We start from the raw sequence: 19,563 nt of genomic DNA, 5'->3' as shown, positions 1-19,563 counted from the left end.
TGATGATTGAAATAAAAAATCTGACGAAGCAAGCAGACAATAAGCTGATCTTACGTGGCGTTAACCTCTCAATAAAAAAAGGGGAAACAGTTGCCATCCTAGGACCAAATGGTGCGGGGAAAAGTACACTGTTAAAGGTACTGGCTTCCTTAATAAAGCCGACATCCGGCCAGGTAATAGTGAACGGCTTGGAATTAAGAAAGAACCAGATTCCGATAAAAAAATTATTGGGATATTTACCCCATTCCAGCTTGCTTTATGATCATTACTCACCGTTAGAAAATCTCGTCTTCTTTGGGAATATATACGGGGTTAAGGATGTTGAACAGAAGGCTAGGATGCTTGTAAAAGATGTGGGCTTATCCTTCTTTTTGAATGAGCCAGTTAAAAATTTTTCCCGCGGTATGATACAAAGGATTGCGATTGCAAGGGCAATTATCCATGATCCCGAGATTCTCCTTTTGGATGAACCGCATACAGGTTTGGATCAAGGTGCGATTGCCATTTTAAACAATGTTATCTTATCCATCAAGGAAAAAGGTACAACAACATTAATGGTAACCCATGATTTTAAACAAGCAGCGGAAATCTGTGACCGGATAATCATTGTTAAGAATGGAAAAATTGTTGATGACTTTAGAATCCAAAATGACAATCTCGGTTTTGTCACTGAAAAATATGATCTGCAAGTGGAGGGTGTATCATGAACCTTTTCCGAACAGCCCTCTTCCTAGCCAAGAAGGATCTATATTCAGAGCTAAAAACAAAACAAATCCTGACTACACAAATTATTTTTGCGGGGCTCGTTATCGTAGTTTTCAGTTTTGCGTTTGACCCTGCGAATAATACAACAAGAGCGGTTATTCCTGGAGTCATCTGGGTTATTATCGTGTTTGCCGGGATTCTTGGACTCAATCGATCGTTTATCTCCGAACAGCGAAATGATACGATGCAAGGTTTGTTGGTAGCGCCAATGGAAGCAGCCAGTCTTTATCTAGGAAAATTCCTGGCCAATTTCACCATGATGGTAGTGGTTGAAATCGTTTCGATTCCGTTTTTATTTTTACTATTTGATTTTAAATTTCTCGGCAGTCTTCCTTATTTCCTGTTAGTCGTCTTTTTAGGAAATTTTGGATTTATCGCAATTGGGACGTTTTTAGCAGCCCTTGCAGCAAATTCTAAAAGCAGTGAAATGCTGCTGCCGCTTTTGCTCTTTCCAATCACAACACCTATTTTAATTGGAGTTGTGCAAGCAACAAAGATAATCTTAACGAAAATGGAGAAAATTTCGAGCGCCATAGCTTGGATCCAGCTTGTTACAGCTTACGATCTAATCTTCTTTGTTGTTTGTTTCTTATTAATTGATTATGTGCTGGAGGTTTAAGTGATGAGTATGAATCTCGAACGAGAGAAAGCAGTACTTCCCGGAGCTAATTTCACGGAAATGAAACCAAACAATATATCTAGTGTCTTGTTTGGAGGGACAGTTGTTTCCATGTTAGTTGCCCTCTATTTTATCTTTATCTATGCTGCGGAAGAAAAAACAATGGGCGCTGCACAGAAGATCTTTTATTTTCATGTGAGTTCAGCGTGGCTGGCATTTATGGCCTTTTTCGTTACATTTGTATTTAGCATTTTATTCTTGATTAAGCGAAAAAGAATTTTTGATACTTATGCCTATGTTTCTGCAGAAATTGGGATTGTTTTTACAATTATTGTGTTAACAACCGGTCCAATTTGGGCAAAGTCTTCATGGAATACCTGGTGGGTTTGGGAACCACGGTTAATCACAACGTTAATCCTATTTTTTATCTACATTGCTTACATTATGATTCGCCAAATGGATGGTGTATGGGATAAAAAAGCAAGACTTGCAGCGGTATTTGGAATTATTGGATTTGCCGATGTACCCATTGTATTCTTTGCTATTCGCTGGTGGCAAACAAAATTCCATCCAATCGTTTTTGGAAATGGTCCTTCCCAGCAGGGTGGGGGAATAGATGGTTCAATGCTGACAGCATTGTTTGTATCACTTGCAGCATTCACGATTCTATATTCTTACCTTCTTCATAAAGGTGTTACCTTTGAAAATATGAAACTAAAAGTTGAACGTTATAAAGAAAAATTAAGAGCAGACATGGAAAAATAGGAGGAATTTAACATGGGTTATGAATATATGTATGGGGCTTATTCCGTAGCATGGGTGGTAATTTTTGCTTATATGTTAATTTAGGGAAAGGACACACAAAGCTTAAAAAGGAAATAGAGTTTTTAAAGGAACTTGATAAGTGATTTTTTAAGGGCCTGTGAACCGTATCCAGGCCCTTTGTTAAAAACTTATTGGTGTCAGGAGGAAACACGATGAATCAGCGAGTCATCAAATTACTCGTACTCATTCTTATTATAGGCATGTTTGGCTTTTTCGCATATAGTTTGGTAACAAAGGCTAAAAACACCGATGTCGGTGATAAGGCGTATAACTTTGAATTGCCAAAATATGAGGGTGGGACTACGAAACTCTCTGAATATAAAGGCAAAGTGGTGATCATTAATTATTTTGCGAGCTGGTGTGAACCATGTAAGGAGGAATTCCCGGAACTTGCAGCATTTCAAAAGGATTATGGTGGAAAATATCCATTTCTTATGATTAACCGCGGTGAAACGATTGACAGGATAAAAAAGTCCACGAAAAACAATCAAGAAGGAATGAACTATTTATTCGATTATAATGCTCAGGTATCAAAAATGTTTAATGTGACAGGACAACCTGAAACTTTTGTCATTGATAAACAGGGAACAATCAGAGAGCACTTTAACGGCCCTGTCACGGAGATGCAATTATACAATTGGGCAAAGAAATATGATAAATAAGCTATACTATGGAAAAGGATTGAGGCCAATATTCGGCTCAGTCCTTTTTTGTTTGTCAAACCGTTGTTTGATAGTGGAATTCTGCTGAAATAACGGCCTTAATTTTAAGCTGACCAGGTTCAATTGGAGTTGAACTAAACCCTTTTGCTAAGGCATCGGCTTGATAATGAATGGGCTGTACACTAGAACAGCTTTCCACTACCGAAGTAGGTGTCGGATTTAAAGTAGCATGAATGGTTGTGGCAATCGTCTTTGCTTTTTCACAGGCGTTATTTAGAGCAAGAGCTAAGGCTTGCAAATAATAACCGTCTTTATTTTTTAGACTAAATTGAACGTTAGATACAAAGTTCGCCCCATTTTGAACCGCCGTGTCTACAACTTTTCCTACTAAGGAAAGCCCTTCCACTTTTACCTGTATTAAATGAGTTACTTTGTACCCGCGAAAAAGTTGTTTCCCTTGTTCATAATCGTATTCAGTGTCTATTCGATAATCAGAGGTTTGGATTAAATTTTGGGGAATGCCTAGTGTCTTAATCGCATTAATTACTTTTGTCACCGAAGCAGAATTTTGCTGCTGAGCGGGTATAAGATCTTTCATTTCTGTTATGACCCCTAAGTTCACCGACGCAGAATCCGGCGGCAGGCTGAGTTCCCCTTCCCCAATCACTTTTATTAAATGACCTTTTGGATGGAGTCCATTTCGATTAGGTACATGATAAGGATACATTTATTCCCCGTCCCTTCATACTTTTTTTATGGATATCTGACTTTGAGAATTGTCCAGCTCCAGCCCCCCACGACTATTGGACGTCGCTAAACGGGCGCTTACGCCTTTTCTGTATAAAATATGGCTGTCCCCGGATTATGTTCCTCGTATCTTAAAAGTCTAGTAAAAGTGGTATTTTGTTCTATTAACAGTTACCAAAAAATAGAATGAAATTAACAGACGTGGATGTCATATTGTGTCCAAGCAGGCATACATTTTAATTAATGAGAAAGGGAAAATGGAGGAGGAAACATACGTGGAAACGATTCTTACCTTTTTACCTAAAAATCTTGCCAGCTTAATCAATCAAATCCCTCCTAATCAAAAAGAAGAAGTAGAGGAAATCCGCATCCGGATTAACCGTCCCATTGAGATCACTCTAAAGGGTGCTCCTAGGTTTTTATCGTATATTATTCAGCCTGAGGATGCTTTTCATCTTCTGAATAAAATTAGTCAATTTTCCATCTATACACTGGAAGAAGAACTTAAACGCGGTTATATTACCATATCTGGAGGGCATCGGATTGGACTGGCTGGAAAGGTCATTCTTGAAGATGGAAAGGTTAAGGCGATAAGGGATATCTCCTCTTTTAATATTAGAATTGCAAGGGAGAAGGTTGGAATTGCGGAGGCAATTATTCCTTATATTTTTCAAGAAGACTGGATGCATACCATGATCATTGGACCGCCGCAGACAGGAAAAACAACAATGCTGCGGGATATTGCAAGAATCATTTCATCGGGGAACCATGCAAAAGGTATTAAAGCTAGTAAAGTGGGGATTGTTGATGAGCGGAGTGAGATTGCTGGGTGCGTGAATGGGGTACCACAGTTAACCTTTGGTCATCGTCTAGATGTCTTAGATGCTTGTCCGAAAGCAGAAGGAATGATGATGATGATCCGTTCGATGAGTCCGGATGTGCTGATTGTTGACGAAATCGGCCGCCGAGAAGATGCAGAAGCTATCCAAGAGGCGGTACATGCAGGAATTAAACTGATGATGACCACCCACGGTTCAAATATAGATGAAATTAGAAAACGTCCCTCATTAAGGGACATTATGGACCAAAAGATATTTGAACGTTTTGTCATCTTAAGCAGATTATCAGGGCCAGGAACGATTACCCGCATTCTCGATGCTGAGGGTAAGGAAATGCCTCATAAAGTGAGAGTGACATAAAATGATTAAACTAATTGGTGCCATTATCATTATTATTGCCACGACCTGGACAGGGTTCGAAGCTGCCCGGAATTTTAGTGACCGACCTAAGCAATTAAGGGCATTACGGTCAGCCTTACAATCACTTGAGGCTGAAATAATGTACAGCCATACACCGTTACATGAGGCTGCTAGGAGATTATCCGCCCAGCTTACAAATCCGCTGTCAAAGTTTTTTGAAACCTTTGCGAGTAGATTAACAAAAACAGAAACAACGGTTAAAGATGCCTGGGAGACTAGTTTACAAGAAATTTGGAAATTAACCGCTTTAAAACAGGGTGAATTCGAGGTAATGAAACAATTTGGGGAAACATTAGGACGCCATGACCGCATTTCCCAGCAAAAGCATATTTTGCTTACCCTTTCCCATCTTGAAAGAGAAGAAGCTGATGCCATTGACCGGCAAGCAAAATATGAAAAAATGCTAAAGAGCTTAGGATTCTTATCCGGGTTGTTACTAATTATTTTATTATTTTAGGGGGAAAAGCAATGGGGTTAGAAGTCGATATTATCTTTAAAATCGCTGGGGTAGGAATTGTGGTTGCCTTTTTGCATACCGTCCTAGATCAGGTCGGGAAAAAAGAATACGCCCAATGGGTAACATTATTTGGGTTTATCTACATCTTGTTCCAAGTAGCTACAATTGTGGATGACCTTTTCCAAAAAATAAAATCTGTATTCTTGTTTCAATAGAGAGGGGGGCTCAGCCATTGAAATCATCAAAATAGTCGGTGTAGCCCTTATCGCCACTTTTCTTGCGTTAATAATCAAAGAGCAAAAACCTAATTTTGCTTTTCTCTTAGTTGTTTTTGTAGGTTGCGTCATTTTTCTCTTTTTAGTTGATAAAATTTTTGAAATTATTCATATGCTAGAAAAACTCGCCGTAAATGCAAAGGTAAATATGGTTTATGTTGAGACAATCCTTAAAATCATTGGAATTGCTTATATTGCAGAATTTGCTACACAGATCACGAAGGATGCAGGTCAAGGAGCAATTGCATCAAAAATCGAATTAGCCGGAAAAATTATCATTCTAGCTATGTCCATCCCTATCTTAACCGTATTAATCGAAACCATTATAAAACTTATTCCTAGTTGAGGACAGCCCCCCCAAAAGAGGTGTGTAAAAATGAGGCAAAAGCTGCAGTTTATTCCTATCATGATTCTCGTTTTATTATTTTTTCATATTCCAGGTGTACAAGCTGCCGAAGAATCTAAAAACACTCAAGCGTCACTCTCAGCACAGGATTTGGTCGACCAACAGTTAGAGACGTTGGACATAAGTGAGCTTCAACAATATTGGGAGGATATTACCACTAAATATGGCGGCTTTCTCCCGGAAAGTCAAAAGGGCAGTCTTTATGATTTCGTTAAAGGCGACAAGAAATTTTCCTTTAAGGAATGGGGTCAAGGAATACTAAAATTCGCCTTTCATGAGTTCGTAGCGAATGGAAAATTATTGGGTTCATTAATCATGTTAACCATTTTCAGCATGTTCTTGCAATCGATGCAAAATGCCTTCGAAAAGAGCACGATTAGTAAAGTAGCCTATTCAATTATCTATATGGTGCTCGTCATTATAGCTTTAAATAGTTTCCATATTGCCATCAGCTATACGAATGAAGCGATTGGAACAATGATCTCCTTCGTCCTGGCACTTGTTCCTCTTCTGTTAGCTTTAATTGCTGCGTCAGGTGGAGTTGTGTCCGCTGCCTTTTTTCACCCAGTCATCCTTTTCTTAATGAATTCGAGCGGCTTAATTATGCAATATATTATTCTTCCACTTCTCTTTTTAGCCACGTTACTGAGTATTGTCAGTACCATGTCTGAACAATACAAAGTGTCGCAGTTAGCAGCGCTGCTGCGAAACTGGAGCATAGGATTAATGGGACTTTTCTTAACTGTGTTTCTTGGTGTTATTTCGGTGCAAGGAGCATCAGCCGCCGTAACCGACGGAGTAGCCATTAGAACAGCTAAATTTGTTACCGGGAATTTTATTCCTGTTATAGGAAGAATGTTTACAGATGCAACAGATACGGTCGTCAGTGCTTCCGTCCTGTTAAAAAATACGGTCGGAATCGCCGGTGTTGCTATTTTACTAATCATCGTGGCATTTCCGGCTTTAAAAATATTAATGATTTCGTTTATTTATAAATTTGCAGCGGCCATCCTTCAGCCATTAGGGGGCGGTCCAGTTATTAAATGCCTTGATATTATCAGCAAAAGTGTCATCTATGTATTTGCAGCCCTGGGAATTGTCTCGCTTATGTTCTTTTTAAGTATTACGGTCATCGTTGCGGCTGGGAATTTAACGATGATGATGAGGTAAGGGGGAGAATGATGGATTTCTTAAAAGAATGGGTAACGAATATTATCCTATTTATCCTGCTAGCGACGGTCATTGATATGCTGCTTCCAAACTCTAGTATGCAGAAATATACCAAAATGGTGACCGGGCTCCTTTTAATCGCGATTATTCTTACTCCTATCCTTAAGCTGATCTCCAAGGACTTTGAAACAACTATGAGCGCTATCCCTTCCTATCAGGCTCCCGGAGAAAAAAATATCAAAAATTCAATAGATTTAAAGAAAAAAGAAATACAAGCCTCCCAACATGCATATATTTTAGAAGAAATGGCTGTCCAGCTAAAAAAGGATGTTAAGGAGGAGTTGATGAATCAATACGGATTGGAGATAGAAAAAATTGACCTAGCAGTGAACGAAGAAAGCGACAAAGCATTCCCTGAAAACCTCCAAAAGGTTACGGTTCTTCTAAAACAGCCAGAAAACAGCGTTCAGACAGTCGAAGCAATTAAGCAAATTGAAATAAACACCGAAACACCTCTTCCTTCTAAAGGATCAACCAAAGAAACAAAACAAATTGCTTCATTTCTGTCACAGAAATGGAATGTAACAGAGAAAACTGTAGAAGTCTCGATTGAAGGGGGGATTAAAAAGAAAAATGGATAACAATCAAGGTCCATTATCATGGCTTAAGAAAATACTTAAACCGGAAAATAAGGGTGAAAAGAAACCTGGGAAATACCAATATATGTTGCTGGTTCTCTGTATTGGAGCTGCCTTTATGCTTGTGGGAAATATTGTTTTTAAAGGCAATTCAACTACTCAAGCGCAGCCGGCAGCAACAAATGAAAAGATCGCTTCTGAGGATGTTCCGGCCTTTGGTATTAAGAAATCATCTGAGAATAAGGCAATAACTCAATATGAAGAAAAGTATGAAAACCAAATGAAAAAGGCCTTAGAGGAAATGCTGGGTGTTAATGATGTTACCGTTGTCGTAACAATTGATTCAACCGACAAGAAAATACTTGAAAAAAATACAGTAACAAAATCACAAACGACGGATGAAACAGACCGTGAAGGCGGACAACGTAAGGTAGTTGATTCTTCAACAGACACACAATTGGTTATTATTCGTAATGGAGATAAAGAGGTTCCTATTGTCGTAGAAACTAAGAAACCCGATATTCGCGGGGTACTCGTAGTAGCTAAGGGCGCAGATAATATTGAAGTGAAAAAATGGATTAAGGAAGCAGTTACTAGGGCTTTGGGAGTACCTAGTCATCGAGTGGCTGTCATGCCTAAAAAATAAGGGGGAAAAGAATATGCTATTAAAAAAACAAACAGTTTGGTTATTAACGATGTTAAGTTTAGTTGTGGTTTTATCGGTTTATTACATTACATCACCAGAGCAAAAGAGCAATGATCTTGCTGCCGTTCAACAAAAGGCCAAGGATCAAAATTTAGGGAAATCAACAACTGAAACAAAGGAAAAGGTTGACAAAACAGTTGTATCCAGCGTTGCCGGCGATTCAGCATTTGAAGAACTCCGTATGAAGCTGGAAGACCTACGCAGCCAAAAACAGGAAGAATTGACAAGTGAACTAGCTTCCACTGATCTTTCTCCTGATGAAAAAAGTAAAGTAAAAGATCAAATGGATAAGCTAAATCAAGTGGCTCAAAGTGAAGAATTGCTTGAAACATTCATTAAAACAATGGGCTATGAGGATGTACTTGTTAGGGCGGATGGTCCAAAGGTAATCGTTACCGTCAAAGCAAAGAAAAAACCATCTGTTTCAGATGCGAATAAGATTATGCTGGAAGTGAAAAAAGAGATTGATGAAACAAACTATGTAGCAGTTGAATACCAGCCTGCAAAATAAATAACATAAAAAATTGCCGAGAAAGGGTATTTTTCTCGGTAATTTTTTATGTTGAGGGATCCAAATGATTTTAAACACTTATTTTTTATTTTTAATAGTTGAGTTGAAGGTCTATTGAAAACACTCTGTTGATTGCGCGGAAGGCACGAAGACTCCTGCGGGAGTAAGGGGCTGGGAAAGCGAAGTGCCTGGAGCTCCAATCAACAGACTTGTTTAAAGTGAATATACCAATAATTTTTTGATGGTTAAATTCACTAAGAATAGGTAAAAATCTTCAATTGTAAGGAGGAAAATCGTAAAATATTTCTTTTTTTGATCAAAAAAGATTAATATATATAGGGTAGACATTTTGAAATTGTCAGCAGCATTCAATTAAGATGATTGAACTTTTACTAGCTATTATCGTATAGTATTAGTAGTTAGTACTAATTAAGTTGTACAAGGAGTGTTACTCAATGTTAAAAGTACAAGAAATTCGTGAATTGATTAAATTAGTTGATCAATCCAGTATCGATGAATTTGTATATGAAATGGATGGTTCAAAAATCCAAATGAAGAAAAACAATCAAACCACGATTGTTTCCCAGCCAGTTTCAGTACCACAGCCAGCCTCTGCAGCTGTACAAACTGTTCCGGCTGTACAGCCAGCACCAGCTGTTCAAGTCCAAGAGGCTGCTCCGGAAGCCGTAAAAGCAGCAGAAAATGAATCAGCCGTACAAGCAAATTTATACAAAATCACTTCACCAATGGTTGGAACCTTCTATTCGTCGCCAACTCCAGATGCTGATAATTATGTAAAAGCAGGAGACCGGGTATCAAAGGATTCAATCGTTTGTATTGTTGAGGCGATGAAATTATTTAATGAAATTGAGGCAGAAGTAGACGGAGAAATCGTTGAAATACTAGTTAAAAATGGTCAATTAGTTGAATATGGACAACCGCTATTTCTAGTTAAGCCAGAATAAGGAGCGATAACAGGATGATAAAGAAACTGTTAATTGCAAACAGAGGAGAAATTGCCGTTAGGATTATTCGTGCCTGTCGGGAAATGGGAATTGAATCGGTAGCTGTATACTCAGAAGCCGACCGTGAAGCCCTGCATGTTCAACTCGCAGATGAAGCCTATTGCATAGGACCAACATCATCAAAAGACAGTTATTTAAACGTTACAAATATAATCAGTGTTGCAAACTTGACCTCATGTGATGCGATTCACCCGGGATATGGTTTCCTTGCTGAAAATGCAGACTTTGCAGAACTCTGTAGAGAATGCAATATCACCTTTGTTGGGCCAAGTCCAGAAGCGATCACAAAAATGGGAACCAAGGACATTGCAAGGGAAACGATGCGTAAAGCCGGAGTACCAATTGTTCCAGGATCTACAGGGATTATTAATGATATTGATGAAGCACTTGAGCTTGTGAAGCAAATCGAATACCCTGTCATCATTAAGGCAACTGCAGGCGGAGGCGGTAAAGGGATCCGTGTTGCTAAAAATGAGCAGGAATTAATAAAAGGTATTAATATCACACAGCAGGAAGCGTTGACGGCTTTCGGAAACTCTGGGGTCTACATAGAAAAATATATTGAGGATTTCCGTCACGTAGAAATACAAGTACTTGCCGATAAACATGGAAATACGATTCACTTAGGTGAAAGAGATTGCTCTATCCAGCGCCGGCTTCAAAAACTGTTGGAAGAATCGCCATCACCTGCTTTAGATGGTGAGATTCGTGAAGAAATGGGAAGCGCAGCCGTAAAAGCTGCACAAGCAGTTGATTATTCGGGTGCCGGCACCGTAGAATTTATCTATGATTATCGTAATCGCAAGTTTTATTTTATGGAAATGAACACAAGAATCCAGGTTGAACATCCTGTGACAGAAATGGTCACTGGGACTGACCTGATTAAAGAACAAATCCGCGTGGCAAATGGTGAAAAACTAACCCTTAAACAGCAGGATGTTACGTTTACAGGCTGGGCCATTGAGTGCCGGATTAATGCAGAGAATCCAGAGAAGAACTTTCTTCCTTCAGCAGGGAAAATTAAGATGTATTTACCGCCAGGTGGATTAGGAGTTCGTATTGATTCAGCAGCGTATCCAGGATATACCATTCCGCCATACTATGATTCCATGATTGCGAAGGTTATCGCATATGGGAACACCAGAGAAGAAGCCATCTCAAGAATGAAGCGGGCGTTAAGTGAGTTTGTTGTGGAAGGCATTCATACAACCATCCCGTTCCATTTAAAATTGTTAGAGCATGAAAATTTCGTTGAAGGCAATTTTAATACGAAATTTCTTGAATTACATGATGTGATGAAGTCTGTCTAAAATTTGGAGGTGTTTAATATGAGCGAATTTAGTGTCTTGGAAATGGATCAAGGAAGCAATGGTCATGGTAAAATTGAAATTGCCCCGGAGGTTATTGAAGTGATCGCAGGAATTGCAGCATCCGAGGTGGATGGTGTATCTGGGATGCGCGGCAATTTTGCAACGGGCGTTGTGGAACGTCTAGGGAAAAAAAATCACGGTAAAGGTGTTAAGGTAGAACTTAGTGAAACAGGAATTAAAGTGGATGTCTATTGCTTAATGAAGTTTGGTACATCTATTCCAACGGTTGCAGGAAAGGTTCAAGATAATATTCGTCAAGCCTTGTTGAATATGACTGCATTAGATGCAGAGGAAGTAAACATTCACGTAGTCGGAATTCAATTTGAAAATCAAAAGAACGAACAGGAAATTGACGCTGAACTTTAACTTTTAAGAACCAAAGGTATTGATCCTTTGGTTCTTCTATTTTTTCATGAGTTTTAAAACGATTTATTGGCGAAAAAAAGTACAAATCCATAATTGACTGGCTGATCCTTTATAAAATAATAAGACATACCGTGCGATTCCCTTTTAGTTATGCTATTATCTTTTTATGTGCAAGCTAGTTTCAAGTACATAATGCCAGGTCAAAAACAAAAATTAAACAAAAATTAGTTAATATATAGCTAAAGGAGTTAAAGGTAGAATGAAAAGAAGAACAGCTAGGGAAAAGGCGTTACAGGCACTTTTTCAAATTGATGTTAGTGACACCGAGCCATCATTAGCGATTGAACATGTTTTAGAAGGAGAGACTAGTGATGACTATCTGAACCAACTGGTTCTAGGGGTAGTTGAACAAAAAGAGGAAATCGATGCTCTTATTAGCGAAAATCTTGAAAAGTGGTCTTTAGACCGATTGGCTACTGTGGATCGTAACTTATTAAGAATGGCTGCATTTGAATTGAAGTTTTCTCAGGATATTCCAGATAATGTGATACTAGATGAAGCTATCGAGATTGCAAAAATATACGGAGATGACCAATCAAGTAAGTTTATTAATGGGGTTTTATCTAATATAAAAGAAAAACTTCATAACGATTAATCGATTATTTTCTAGGGACTGGGGAGGAATTATGATGACAGCACAAATAATTAACGGTAAAGATATAGCTGCAAAAAAAAGGTTAGAAATTGCCGAAGAAGTTGTGAGACTCAAAGATCTTGGCGTAACACCAGGCTTAGCCGTCATTCTCGTTGGCAATAATCATGCATCAAGGACTTATGTGACGAATAAAGAAAAGGCATGTAAAGAGCTAGGTATGCACTCTTTATTAATTGAAATGCAGGAAGAAGTTTCTGAAGACGAATTACTAGCGAAAATTGCTGAATTAAATGAAACCCCGGATATTCATGGAATCTTAGTACAGCTGCCGCTGCCGAAGCATATTGACGAAAAGAAAGTAATTGAATCCATATCTCCATTAAAGGACGTCGATGGCTTTCATCCAATTAATATTGGCAGGATGATGACCGGCCAGAATGCCTTTCTGCCTTGTACACCATATGGGATTATGGTCTTATTAGAAGAAACAGGTATTTCTATTCCAGGAAAGCATGTTGTCGTTGTGGGAAGAAGTAATATCGTTGGGAAGCCAGTTGGCCAATTATTTTTAAATCAAGATGCAACGGTTACCTACTGCCATTCGAAAACAAACGATTTACCGTTTCATACAAACCAAGCGGATATCTTGATTGCTGCCGTAGGAATACCAAATTTTATTAAGGCGGAACATGTTAAAAAGGGTGCGGTTATTATTGATGTTGGAATCAATCGTAATGAAGCCGGAAAACTTTGTGGCGATGTTGCGTTCGATGAAGTTTCCGAAAAGGCTGGATATATTACTCCAGTTCCCAAAGGTGTTGGCCCAATGACCATCACCATGCTTATGTACAATACCGTGAAGTCTGCTGCTGAAAGTCTTGCTCGAGATTAAGTAAAGTATATGTCCTTATCTCATACAGATAGTTCAATTGGTTTTTACAGACAAAAAATCGAGCTAAATGTATAATGGATAAGGACAGTTTTATTCTTTCGTTAAAAGGAGCTCTTCATGCCGGAACAAAGATATTTATCTGTGAATGCTTTAACAAAATACATAAAACGAAAATTTGATGCTGATCCCCATTTACGGGAAGTTCATGTAAGAGGCGAAATTTCTAATTTCAAACAGCATTCAAGCGGACATATGTATTTTACTTTAAAGGACGAGAAAGCCCGAATTCTTGCCGTGATGTTTGCCGGACAATCCCGTTTTATGAAATTCTCACCAGAGAACGGGATGAAGGTGATTGTTAAGGGTGAAATCAGTGTATATGAACCAAGCGGCCAGTATCAAATATATATAAGAGAAATGCAGCCTGATGGCATTGGCGAATTATTTTTAGCATATGAACAACTTAAACAAAGATTAGAAGCGGAAGGATTATTTGCTCCTGAAACAAAAAAAGCCATCCCTCTATATCCAAGAACAGTAGGCGTGATTACTTCCCCTACTGGCGCTGCCATTCGGGATGTCATTACTACGATTAAAAGGCGTTATCCTATTGCGAATATTCTTGTATTCCCCGCTCTTGTCCAGGGAGAGAATGCTGCCCCTTCCATCGTAAAAGCCATTGAAAAGGCCAACAAGATGAAAGAAATCGATGTCTTAATTGTTGGGCGCGGCGGTGGTTCGATTGAAGAGTTATGGGCATTCAATGAAGAATTGACAGCTCGTGCTATTTTTTCTTCCAACATTCCGATTATTTCAGCAGTAGGCCATGAAACAGACTTTACCATTGCTGATTTTGTTGCTGACTTGCGTGCCCCGACACCAACAGGAGCAGCAGAATTAGCGGTTCCACATATTGAAGAACTAGTGGATAGGGTTTTGCAGCGTCAAACCCGTCTGATTCGTGTGATGAGCGCGAAGTTTAAATTTGAAAATGAACGGTTAAGCCGTGTGAAGAAATCGTATGCATTTCGCTATCCACATCGGCTTTATGAGCAAAAACTTGAGCAGGTAGATCGGTTAACTGAAGGACTGAAACGGGGAGTTTCTCGATTATCTGCTGTAAAAATAGAACAGCATGAGACCTTATCAAAACGGTTGCAGCGAAGACATCCAAAAGAAGGACTGCTGGAGGCAAAAAAACGTTTTGAAAGGACACAAAAGGATTTAAACCGAACGGTAACGCAAATCTATGAAAAAAAACAAACTGAATTTGATCGGATTCTTTCTACACTACAGGCTTTAAGCCCTCTTAAAATAATGGAGCGCGGCTATAGTTTAGCCTATACTGAGGATAACCGGCTCGTAAAAAGTGTTAAACAAGTAAAATCAAATGAGCAAGTTCAAATTCAATTATCAGATGGAAGCCTTTTCTGTAATGTGGAAACCATAAAGGAGAGAGAAGCTAGTGACAACTGAAAAAACTTTAACCTTTGAAGAAGCCATGACAAAGCTTGAAGAAATTGTTGAAAAGCTGGAAGAAGGCGACGTTCCATTAGAAGAAGCGATTACTTTCTACAAAGAAGGTATGGAACTATCCAAACTATGTCATGATAAATTAAAAACTGTGGAAGAACAACTTACGCAAATTATTACGGAGGATGGGCGTACTGAGCGTTTTTCTATTGCAGAGGAGGATTAGGGCTTGAAAACCGGATTACTAGACGCATTTAGAAAAGAATATCAACAACTGCTAAATCGGGAACTTCGAGCGCTTGTAGAAAAACTGGATGCCCCTTCCGTCTTAAAGAATTCTATGATTTACTCTCTTGAAGCAGGGGGTAAAAGAATTCGGCCATTATTGTTATTTGCAACTTTAGATGCATTCGGAATTGACCCTAAACAGGGGGTTCCGGCTGCAGCTGCAATTGAAATGATTCATACCTATTCATTAATCCACGATGACCTGCCCAGCATGGACAATGATGATTTAAGAAGAGGTAAACCGACCAATCACAAGGTGTTTGGAGATGCTATTGCAACACTTGCTGGGGATGCATTATTAACTTATAGTTTTGAAGTAATGAATATGCTTTCTGCTGATTTTGCTCCACCGGCTGTGAAAATGAGGTTGATGGTAGAAATGGCAAAAGCAGCCGGCGCTGAAGGAATGGTAGGAGGACAGGTAGCTGATATGGAAGGGGAGAACAAGGTTCTGTCCCTTGAAGAACTAGAGTATATACATATTCACAAAACAGGCAAGATGCTAAAGTTCAGTGTGGTGTCAGGAGCGATTATGGCTCAAGCAAACGAAAACTCATTACAAAACCTTTCAGCGTTTGCACATCACCTTGGACTTGCTTTCCAGATACAGGATGATATTCTAGACTTGGTAGGCAATCAACAAATAATTGGAAAGCCTGTGGGCAGTGATACCGTAAACCATAAAAGCACTTATCCACAATTATTATCTTTGGAAGGGGCAAGAGATGCTCTTCAGAATCAAATTAAGCTGTCCAAAGAATATTTAAAAAAGACAGACTTAAATACCATTCTTCTTGACGAAATAACGGATTTAGTTGCATCAAGGGATCACTAGAGTGTTTTTTTGCTGCAGGATGAGTATGTACTAATGGTTCTCATTTTAGTGAAGTTGTTAATTGCCGTTATCACTTAGTGTGCTAGCGGCTATTTTTTCAGATAAAGATAGAAATACTAGGAATATAGGGTAGAACGAATAAGTATGAAAGTGAGTGGTCCAAAAATGGATTTATTATCAATCAAGGACCCATCCTTCTTAAAAAGGATGTCGAATCAGGAGCTTGAGGCTCTTAGTCAAGAAATTCGCGAATTTTTAATTCAGAAATTATCTGTAACCGGTGGACATATCGGACCAAATTTAGGAGTAGTAGAATTAACGCTCGCTTTACATAAATGTTTTGATAGTCCAAAGGATAAACTGATTTGGGATGTAGGTCATCAATCTTATGTCCATAAGATATTAACAGGCAGGGCCTGTGAATTTGACACGTTAAGACAATTTAAGGGATTATGCGGATTTCCAAAACGAGGTGAAAGTGAACACGATGTTTGGGAAACCGGACACAGTTCCACATCTCTTTCTGCTGCCATGGGTATGGCCATTGCTCGGGATTTAAAAAAAGAAAAATCCTTTGTGGTTCCAGTAATCGGTGACGGGGCTTTAACGGGTGGAATGGCACTAGAGGCATTGAACCATATTGGCCATGAAAAAAAGAATATGATTGTAGTGCTTAATGATAATGAGATGTCGATTGCACCTAACGTCGGTGCCCTCCATAATATTCTTGGTCAATTGCGGACAGCCGGTAAATACCAGTGGGTAAAAGATGAACTTGAAGTATTATTGAAGAAGGTCCCTGCAGTAGGTGGAAAACTTGCTGCGACTGCCGAAAGAATAAAGGATAGCCTCAAGTATTTGGTGGTTTCCGGTATGTTCTTTGAAGAGCTTGGCTTTACCTATTTAGGACCAATTGATGGTCATAACTTTGATAATTTATTTGAAAGTCTCCAATACGCTAAAAAAACCGATGGACCTGTCCTTCTCCATGTAATTACTAAAAAAGGAAAGGGTTTTAGACCAGCTGAAAGTGACAAGATTGGTACATGGCACGGGACTGGACCGTATAAAATGGATACAGGAGATTTTGTTAAACCATCAAAAAAACAACCGCCTGCTTGGAGCAGTATAGTCAGTGAAACTGTCCGGAAGCTGGCAAGAAGTGATAATCGAATTGTGGCGATTACTCCGGCAATGCCTGTAGGATCAAAGTTAGAAGGGTTTGCAAGCGAGTTCCCAGACCGTATGTTTGACGTCGGGATTGCTGAACAGCATGCGGCAACTGTGGCCGCCGGGTTGGCAACACAAAATATGAAGCCATTCTTAGCCATTTATTCAACCTTTTTACAACGTGCCTATGACCAAGTGCTGCATGATATTTGCCGGCAAAACTTAAATGTATTTATTGGAATTGACCGTGCAGGTTTAGTTGGTGCCGATGGAGAAACCCATCAAGGGGTTTTTGATATAGCCTTTTTAAGACATATGCCAAACATGGTCTTAATGATGCCAAAGGATGAAAATGAGGGCCAGCATATGGTTTATACAGCTTTAAATTATGATGATGGACCGATAGCCATGAGATTTCCGCGTGGAAATGGACTTGGGGTAGCAATGGATGAAGCGTTCCATAACATACCGATTGGCACTTGGGAGACGCTAAAAGAAGGAAGTGATGCGGTAATCCTAACTTTTGGCACTACCATTCCAATGGCTATGGAGGCCGCACAAAAACTTGAAAAACAAGGGTTATCCATATCTGTTGTTAATGCCAGGTTCATCAAACCCCTTGATGAAACCATGCTTACTGGACTTCTTGATAAAGGTACTCCTATCCTTACGATTGAGGAGGCTATTTTACAGGGCGGATTTGGCAGTGCAATCCTTGAGTTTGCGGAGTCCAAGGGATATCACAATGCACTTATTGACCGGATGGGAATCCCAGATCAATTTATTGAACACGGTGATGTTGATTCCTTACTTGAGGAAATCGGTTTAACAACTGAAGAAACCATTAAGAGGACTTCTATTTTAGCAAATGCCAGAAAAAAACAACAAAGGGCTTAATATATGAAAAATAAAGAACGCTTAGATGTTTTATTAGTTGAAAGAGGACTTATTGAAACGAGGGAAAAGGCTAAAAGAGCCATAATGGCAGGCCTAGTATATACAAATGAAGAACGGTTAGATAAACCAGGTGAAAAGGTTAAAGTCGATATACCCCTGAATATAAAAGGAAATGTACTTCCATATGTCAGTCGTGGTGGTTTAAAGCTGGAAAAGGCATTAAAGGTCTTTGATGTTAATGTCGAAGGGAAGGTCTTATTGGATATCGGTTCTTCAACTGGCGGGTTTACGGATTGTGCACTACAAAATGGTGCTAAGATGTCATATGCCCTTGATGTTGGTTATAATCAGCTTGCCTGGAAACTGCGCCAGGATGAACGAGTAGTTGTAATGGAAAGAACCAACTTTCGCTATGTAACACCAGCAGATTTAAGCCGTGAGATGCCAAACTTTGCAACGATCGATGTGTCTTTCATCTCCTTAACCTTAATATTACCTGTATTAAAAACACTATTAATTTCTGGAAGTGATATAATTGCCTTAGTCAAGCCGCAATTTGAGGCTGGTCGTGAGCAAGTAGGCAAAAAAGGAATTGTCCGGGATGAGAAAGTTCATTTACAAGTCATTGAGAAAATTATTAACTTTTCCATTAAGGAAGGTTATCTTGTAAAAAATTTATCCTTCTCCCCGATTACCGGAGGAGACGGAAATATTGAATTTTTGCTTCACCTAAGATGGGAAAATGAACGAGAAGCAGGGATCAATCAACTGCAAATTCAGCCTGCTGAAATTGTCGAGAAATCTCATAAGGAATTTCACACAAAACAGGATGAAGGGTAGGCTAATAGCCTATCCTTTTGCATGTGTATGTATTTTTATGAGAAAAAAATGTACATTCTATAGGAAATGGGCTAACATATTGGTAAATAGGACATACACTGATGTTCTTTTATTGTCTAGCTCCAGCGCCTAGCCCCTCGAGGCCATAAGCCAATCCGTCCAAAAGGTTAAAAAGCAACCTTTCAGCCGGCTCGTATTATGCTTGTCGGGGCTAACCAAGGCGCTTACGCTTTTATTATTACGAGGTGAAAGAATGAATAAAGGTCAGCGTCATATTAAAATAAGAGAGATTATTGCCAGTAATGATATTGAGACGCAAGATGATTTAGTGGATGAATTAAAGAACGCAGGCTATAACGTAACACAAGCTACCGTCTCAAGAGATATTAAGGAATTACATTTAGTTAAGGTGCCATTAACAGATGGCCGTTATAAATACAGTTTGCCTGCAGATCAGCGGTTTAACCCATTACAAAAATTAAAAAGATCGCTGATTGACGCGTTTGTCAGAATTGATTCCGCTGGCCATTTACTGGTCATGAAATGCCTGCCCGGTAATGCTATGGCAATTGGTGCATTAATTGACAATCTCGATTGGGAAGAAATATTGGGAACCATCTGTGGTGATGATACCATGTTAATTATCTGTCGAACTCCGGAAGATACAGAGGTCATTACAAACCGGTTCCATGACATGCTTTAAATGGGGGAG

General features: G+C 39.1%; 24 protein-coding genes. 23 read left to right on the top strand and 1 reads right to left on the bottom strand.

Annotated elements, in window-relative coordinates; genetic code table 11:
- The first annotated feature begins 2 nt into the window (after window positions 1-2).
- From J7E81_RS15100 to J7E81_RS15085, 4 genes are all read left to right on the top strand, one after another.
- Entirely contained in the window at window positions 3-707 is a 705-nt protein-coding gene (locus J7E81_RS15100; RefSeq protein ID WP_215043419.1) for an ABC transporter ATP-binding protein, read from the top strand.
- Window positions 704-1,384 (top strand): heme exporter protein CcmB, encoded by a 681-nt coding sequence (locus J7E81_RS15095; RefSeq protein ID WP_215043417.1) that lies wholly within the window; start codon window positions 704-706, stop codon window positions 1,382-1,384. The genes J7E81_RS15100 and J7E81_RS15095 overlap by 4 nt, the downstream gene beginning before the upstream one ends.
- A gap of 3 nt (window positions 1,385-1,387) precedes the next feature.
- Window positions 1,388-2,149 (top strand): cytochrome c biogenesis protein, encoded by a 762-nt coding sequence (locus J7E81_RS15090; RefSeq protein WP_215043415.1) that lies wholly within the window; start codon window positions 1,388-1,390, stop codon window positions 2,147-2,149.
- A 212-nt stretch (window positions 2,150-2,361) separates the two neighbouring features.
- A complete protein-coding gene (locus J7E81_RS15085) occupies window positions 2,362-2,871 on the top strand; it encodes a TlpA family protein disulfide reductase (RefSeq protein ID WP_215043413.1) in 510 nt (169 codons plus the stop codon).
- Window positions 2,872-2,926: 55 nt separating this feature from the next.
- On the opposite strand, the gene J7E81_RS15080 is transcribed toward J7E81_RS15085, so the two are convergent.
- The gene (locus tag J7E81_RS15080; protein ID WP_215043411.1) at window positions 2,927-3,598 is read right to left on the bottom strand and encodes an SIMPL domain-containing protein; all 672 of its coding nucleotides are present in this window, start codon (window positions 3,596-3,598) and stop codon (window positions 2,927-2,929) included.
- A 295-nt stretch (window positions 3,599-3,893) separates the two neighbouring features.
- On the opposite strand from J7E81_RS15080, the gene spoIIIAA reads away from it, so the two are divergent.
- From spoIIIAA to ahrC, 19 genes are all read left to right on the top strand, one after another.
- The gene (spoIIIAA, locus tag J7E81_RS15075) at window positions 3,894-4,817 is read left to right on the top strand and encodes a stage III sporulation protein AA (protein ID WP_215043409.1); all 924 of its coding nucleotides are present in this window, start codon (window positions 3,894-3,896) and stop codon (window positions 4,815-4,817) included.
- 1 nt (window position 4,818) lies between these two features.
- The gene (gene spoIIIAB, locus J7E81_RS15070) at window positions 4,819-5,334 is read left to right on the top strand and encodes a stage III sporulation protein SpoIIIAB (protein ID WP_215043407.1); all 516 of its coding nucleotides are present in this window, start codon (window positions 4,819-4,821) and stop codon (window positions 5,332-5,334) included.
- An 11-nt stretch (window positions 5,335-5,345) separates the two neighbouring features.
- Window positions 5,346-5,549 (top strand): stage III sporulation protein AC, encoded by a 204-nt coding sequence (gene spoIIIAC / locus J7E81_RS15065; protein ID WP_026572556.1) that lies wholly within the window; start codon window positions 5,346-5,348, stop codon window positions 5,547-5,549.
- Window positions 5,550-5,565: 16 nt separating this feature from the next.
- On the top strand, window positions 5,566-5,955 hold the full coding sequence (gene spoIIIAD, locus J7E81_RS15060; protein ID WP_098530063.1) for a stage III sporulation protein AD: 390 nt from the start codon (window positions 5,566-5,568) through the stop codon (window positions 5,953-5,955).
- 30 nt (window positions 5,956-5,985) lie between these two features.
- Complete coding sequence (gene spoIIIAE / locus J7E81_RS15055) at window positions 5,986-7,185, top strand: stage III sporulation protein AE (protein WP_215043405.1); 1,200 nt, start codon at window positions 5,986-5,988, stop codon at window positions 7,183-7,185.
- 11 nt (window positions 7,186-7,196) lie between these two features.
- Window positions 7,197-7,826 (top strand): stage III sporulation protein AF, encoded by a 630-nt coding sequence (spoIIIAF, locus tag J7E81_RS15050; protein WP_215043401.1) that lies wholly within the window; start codon window positions 7,197-7,199, stop codon window positions 7,824-7,826.
- Entirely contained in the window at window positions 7,819-8,469 is a 651-nt protein-coding gene (spoIIIAG, locus tag J7E81_RS15045; RefSeq protein ID WP_215043399.1) for a stage III sporulation protein AG, read from the top strand. The genes spoIIIAF and spoIIIAG overlap by 8 nt, the downstream gene beginning before the upstream one ends.
- A 13-nt stretch (window positions 8,470-8,482) precedes the next feature.
- Entirely contained in the window at window positions 8,483-9,040 is a 558-nt protein-coding gene (locus J7E81_RS15040; RefSeq protein WP_215043397.1) for a SpoIIIAH-like family protein, read from the top strand.
- 455 nt (window positions 9,041-9,495) lie between these two features.
- The gene (accB, locus tag J7E81_RS15035; RefSeq protein ID WP_215043395.1) at window positions 9,496-10,005 is read left to right on the top strand and encodes an acetyl-CoA carboxylase biotin carboxyl carrier protein; all 510 of its coding nucleotides are present in this window, start codon (window positions 9,496-9,498) and stop codon (window positions 10,003-10,005) included.
- Window positions 10,006-10,019: 14 nt separating this feature from the next.
- Window positions 10,020-11,375 carry an acetyl-CoA carboxylase biotin carboxylase subunit gene (gene accC, locus J7E81_RS15030; protein ID WP_215043394.1) on the top strand — a complete coding sequence of 452 codons (1,356 nt, stop codon included), beginning with the start codon at window positions 10,020-10,022 and terminating at the stop codon, window positions 11,373-11,375.
- Window positions 11,376-11,393: 18 nt separating this feature from the next.
- Window positions 11,394-11,801 carry an Asp23/Gls24 family envelope stress response protein gene (locus J7E81_RS15025; protein ID WP_215043392.1) on the top strand — a complete coding sequence of 136 codons (408 nt, stop codon included), beginning with the start codon at window positions 11,394-11,396 and terminating at the stop codon, window positions 11,799-11,801.
- Between the two features lie 259 nt (window positions 11,802-12,060).
- Entirely contained in the window at window positions 12,061-12,456 is a 396-nt protein-coding gene (nusB, locus tag J7E81_RS15020; protein WP_215043390.1) for a transcription antitermination factor NusB, read from the top strand.
- A 34-nt stretch (window positions 12,457-12,490) separates the two neighbouring features.
- The gene (folD, locus tag J7E81_RS15015) at window positions 12,491-13,348 is read left to right on the top strand and encodes a bifunctional methylenetetrahydrofolate dehydrogenase/methenyltetrahydrofolate cyclohydrolase FolD (RefSeq protein WP_215043388.1); all 858 of its coding nucleotides are present in this window, start codon (window positions 12,491-12,493) and stop codon (window positions 13,346-13,348) included.
- A 117-nt stretch (window positions 13,349-13,465) separates the two neighbouring features.
- A complete protein-coding gene (gene xseA / locus J7E81_RS15010) occupies window positions 13,466-14,824 on the top strand; it encodes an exodeoxyribonuclease VII large subunit (RefSeq protein WP_215043386.1) in 1,359 nt (452 codons plus the stop codon).
- Complete coding sequence (locus J7E81_RS15005; RefSeq protein ID WP_215043384.1) at window positions 14,814-15,047, top strand: exodeoxyribonuclease VII small subunit; 234 nt, start codon at window positions 14,814-14,816, stop codon at window positions 15,045-15,047. Before xseA ends, J7E81_RS15005 begins: the two co-directional genes overlap by 11 nt.
- A gap of 3 nt (window positions 15,048-15,050) precedes the next feature.
- Window positions 15,051-15,944, top strand: coding sequence for a polyprenyl synthetase family protein (locus J7E81_RS15000; protein ID WP_285292019.1), 894 nt, complete (start codon window positions 15,051-15,053; stop codon window positions 15,942-15,944).
- 165 nt (window positions 15,945-16,109) lie between these two features.
- On the top strand, window positions 16,110-18,011 hold the full coding sequence (gene dxs, locus J7E81_RS14995; protein WP_215043383.1) for a 1-deoxy-D-xylulose-5-phosphate synthase: 1,902 nt from the start codon (window positions 16,110-16,112) through the stop codon (window positions 18,009-18,011).
- 3 nt (window positions 18,012-18,014) lie between these two features.
- Window positions 18,015-18,851 (top strand): TlyA family RNA methyltransferase, encoded by an 837-nt coding sequence (locus J7E81_RS14990; RefSeq protein WP_215043381.1) that lies wholly within the window; start codon window positions 18,015-18,017, stop codon window positions 18,849-18,851.
- Window positions 18,852-19,104: 253 nt separating this feature from the next.
- Complete coding sequence (ahrC, locus tag J7E81_RS14985) at window positions 19,105-19,554, top strand: transcriptional regulator AhrC/ArgR (RefSeq protein WP_215043379.1); 450 nt, start codon at window positions 19,105-19,107, stop codon at window positions 19,552-19,554.
- Window positions 19,555-19,563: the final 9 nt, after the last annotated feature.

It is taken from the genome of Bacillus sp. ISL-18 (assembly GCF_018613415.1).
Lineage (GTDB): Bacteria > Bacillota > Bacilli > Bacillales > Cytobacillaceae > Neobacillus.
Note: the sequence above shows the minus strand (reverse complement) of the source record. Positions and strands in the feature narration are given on the sequence as shown.

Excerpts from the sequence above, each read along its gene's own strand:
- spoIIIAG (WP_215043399.1), top strand. The coding sequence starts at position 7,819 with ATGGATAACAATCAAGGTCCATTATCATGGCTTAAGAAAATACTTAAA.
- spoIIIAE (WP_215043405.1), top strand. The coding sequence starts at position 5,986 with ATGAGGCAAAAGCTGCAGTTTATTCCTATCATGATTCTCGTTTTATTA.
- J7E81_RS15095 (WP_215043417.1), top strand. The coding sequence starts at position 704 with ATGAACCTTTTCCGAACAGCCCTCTTCCTAGCCAAGAAGGATCTATAT.
- xseA (WP_215043386.1), top strand. The coding sequence starts at position 13,466 with ATGCCGGAACAAAGATATTTATCTGTGAATGCTTTAACAAAATACATA.
- J7E81_RS15080 (WP_215043411.1), bottom strand. The coding sequence starts at position 3,598 with ATGTATCCTTATCATGTACCTAATCGAAATGGACTCCATCCAAAAGGT.
- J7E81_RS15085 (WP_215043413.1), top strand. The coding sequence starts at position 2,362 with ATGAATCAGCGAGTCATCAAATTACTCGTACTCATTCTTATTATAGGC.
- J7E81_RS15100 (WP_215043419.1), top strand. The coding sequence starts at position 3 with ATGATTGAAATAAAAAATCTGACGAAGCAAGCAGACAATAAGCTGATC.
- J7E81_RS15090 (WP_215043415.1), top strand. The coding sequence starts at position 1,388 with ATGAGTATGAATCTCGAACGAGAGAAAGCAGTACTTCCCGGAGCTAAT.
- folD (WP_215043388.1), top strand. The coding sequence starts at position 12,491 with ATGACAGCACAAATAATTAACGGTAAAGATATAGCTGCAAAAAAAAGG.
- ahrC (WP_215043379.1), top strand. The coding sequence starts at position 19,105 with ATGAATAAAGGTCAGCGTCATATTAAAATAAGAGAGATTATTGCCAGT.
- nusB (WP_215043390.1), top strand. The coding sequence starts at position 12,061 with ATGAAAAGAAGAACAGCTAGGGAAAAGGCGTTACAGGCACTTTTTCAA.
- spoIIIAB (WP_215043407.1), top strand. The coding sequence starts at position 4,819 with ATGATTAAACTAATTGGTGCCATTATCATTATTATTGCCACGACCTGG.
- J7E81_RS15025 (WP_215043392.1), top strand. The coding sequence starts at position 11,394 with ATGAGCGAATTTAGTGTCTTGGAAATGGATCAAGGAAGCAATGGTCAT.
- dxs (WP_215043383.1), top strand. The coding sequence starts at position 16,110 with ATGGATTTATTATCAATCAAGGACCCATCCTTCTTAAAAAGGATGTCG.
- J7E81_RS14990 (WP_215043381.1), top strand. The coding sequence starts at position 18,015 with ATGAAAAATAAAGAACGCTTAGATGTTTTATTAGTTGAAAGAGGACTT.
- J7E81_RS15040 (WP_215043397.1), top strand. The coding sequence starts at position 8,483 with ATGCTATTAAAAAAACAAACAGTTTGGTTATTAACGATGTTAAGTTTA.
- accB (WP_215043395.1), top strand. The coding sequence starts at position 9,496 with ATGTTAAAAGTACAAGAAATTCGTGAATTGATTAAATTAGTTGATCAA.
- spoIIIAC (WP_026572556.1), top strand. The coding sequence starts at position 5,346 with ATGGGGTTAGAAGTCGATATTATCTTTAAAATCGCTGGGGTAGGAATT.
- accC (WP_215043394.1), top strand. The coding sequence starts at position 10,020 with ATGATAAAGAAACTGTTAATTGCAAACAGAGGAGAAATTGCCGTTAGG.
- spoIIIAF (WP_215043401.1), top strand. The coding sequence starts at position 7,197 with ATGGATTTCTTAAAAGAATGGGTAACGAATATTATCCTATTTATCCTG.